Genomic DNA, 2,171 nt, shown 5'->3' on the forward strand with positions numbered 1-2,171 from the left:
ACGGCCCGGCCAAAAACACGCACTCCCCCGGATCGACGTGAAAATCGATGCCGTCCAGGACCGGGCGTGACTGGCCACCGATCACGTATGACTTCGCGATCGCCTTGGCTTCCAACGCATGAGTTGTCAATGCTGGCTTCGTCGGCTCGGGCGCAACTCCATGGCCAGGCCGAACACCGACGGGGACATCGGTTGGCGTGTTGGCGGTCGTGCCGGTGTTGGTGAGGGTCATGACTGCAATGCCGTATGGGGGTCGATACGTCGGACGCGCAGATAAGGCAGACCGGCCGCGAGCAAGCAAATCGCGAACATCAAGACGCCACATCCGACAGACAACATCAATGGAATTTCGATCGTTGCCCGCGGTGTGCTGAGCAGCGTTTTCAGGGTGACGGTAATCACCGCCCCGATCGCGATCCCGATCGATGCAACCAGGGCAGACTGAAACGCCAGGATGGACAGCAGTTCACGCTCGCTGAGCCCGATCGCCCGCAGCGTCGCGTACGCGTTGATTCGGTCGAGCACCATGGCATACAAAGTCTGCCCGACCGATCCGGCAATCAACTTGCCGCGGTCGTGGAAAAGAGTGCGATAGGCAAGGTTCCAACGCATCGCACAGGAATGGAGGGAGGAGCTGCGGTCTTAAGGGTTTCCCCGATAGTATCGACCGCCTAATCGTTAAACTTGAATCTTCCTGCGTTTAACGGAAATCTCGGCTCGCATCCAGAACAATTCGTGCGTCAATCCGCACCCGCGGCATTTTAGCCGGCACGCGTGTTCGATCCCCCCCGCGGACATCATTCTGCCGATGCGTCTTCAATTTCATGGCTGCCACTGCCCGGCTTCAGCTTCTCCACAAAAAACGCCCGCATCCGTCGGCGCCCGTAGCTGCCCCCGTCGCTGTGCCCCATTCCAGGGATCATCAAGAACTCGAAATCCTTTTCCGCTTTGACCAACGCATCGACCAAACGATAGGTGGATTCCGGCGGCACGTTGCTGTCCAGCTCGCCCACAACCAGGAACAAATCCCCGCGCAACCGCTCGGCGTGTTCCAAGTTGCTGTTGCCGGCATAGTGCTCACCCACCGGATAGCCCATCCATTGCTCGTTCCATGACGCCTTGTCCATGCGGTTGTCATGGCAGCCACAGGAGGCATAGGCGGCTTTGTAGAAGTCGCCGTGAAACAACAGCGCACCACAGGCGTTCTGGCCGCCGGCGGAGGTGCCAAAGATCCCGACGCGTGACAAGTCGATCGCCGGAAATTCTTTTCCAGCGGCCTTCATCCAAGCGATCCGATCGGGGAACCCGGCGTCCTTCAGATTGTGCCAGCACCTGTCGTGAAACTGCTTCGATCGGTTTGCCGTCCCCATGCCATCGATCTGCACCACCACGAATCCCAAATCCGTCAGCTCCTGGTAACGCGGCGAATGCGAATACCGTTTGGGGACATGAGAATCATGGGGCCCGGCGTAGATCGCTTCGATCACCGGGTAACGGCCTGTCAAACTCGGGTCGAAGTCCGCCGGAAAATACAGATTCCCCCAAATTTCGGTCTCGCCGTCACGGCCTGCGGCATGGAAAACTTTCGGCACCGACCAGTTTGACGGGTCTTTGCCGACCCGCTCGGCCCGCACCAGTTCCGTGACCAGGCTTCCATCCTCGGCGCGTCGCAATTCATGAACCGGCGGCGAGTCGACGCGGCTGTGTGTTGCCACCACGAACCGCCCATCGGGCGAGAATTGAACGGAGTGGTCGCCGTCGGACTGGGTGATCGCCACCAACCCTTCGCCATCGAATCCGACGCGGACAAGATGCTGGTGGTACGGATCCTGGTCGTCGTAATATTCCCCGACCATCAAATCCAACGTCCGGGCATCCTCATCAATCCGTACGATCTCACGCACCAACCAATCCCCCGACGTGATCGCACGCATGCCACCACTGACGTCGCCGTCACTCGGGGAAGGTCGATCGCGTCGAGGGGAGGGCTCACCTTGGCTTGCGTCCTCACGCTCGGTATCCTCGCGGACAGTATCCTCGCGGTCAGTATCCTCCCCAATCCCATCCCACAAATCTACCAAATACAGGTGCCGATAGCCGCTCCGTTCGCTGGCATAGATCACCTCATCGGTGTTTTCCAAGTACGTGAACAATGGAACCTGTGGTCCATG

The 2,171-nt window shown here is 59.3% G+C and carries 2 protein-coding genes and 1 pseudogene; all 3 read right to left on the reverse strand.

From position 1 onward, the window contains the following. Positions 1 to 232 (reverse strand): annotated as a pseudogene (locus tag ABX749_RS30580) (hypothetical protein); the annotation flags it as partial. Next, a complete protein-coding gene (locus ABX749_RS30585; protein ID WP_372899369.1) occupies positions 229 to 612 on the reverse strand; it encodes an FtsX-like permease family protein in 384 nt (127 codons plus the stop codon). The pseudogene ABX749_RS30580 and the gene ABX749_RS30585, both read right to left, overlap by 4 nt. Before the next feature lie 185 nt (positions 613 to 797). Continuing rightward, a partial coding sequence (locus ABX749_RS30590) for a prolyl oligopeptidase family serine peptidase (RefSeq protein WP_372899370.1) occupies positions 798 to 2,171 on the reverse strand: 1,374 nt, incomplete at its 5' end.

Origin of the sequence: Stieleria sp., from assembly GCF_041595215.1 — a bacterium.
Classification (GTDB): domain Bacteria; phylum Planctomycetota; class Planctomycetia; order Pirellulales; family Pirellulaceae; genus Stieleria; species Stieleria magnilauensis.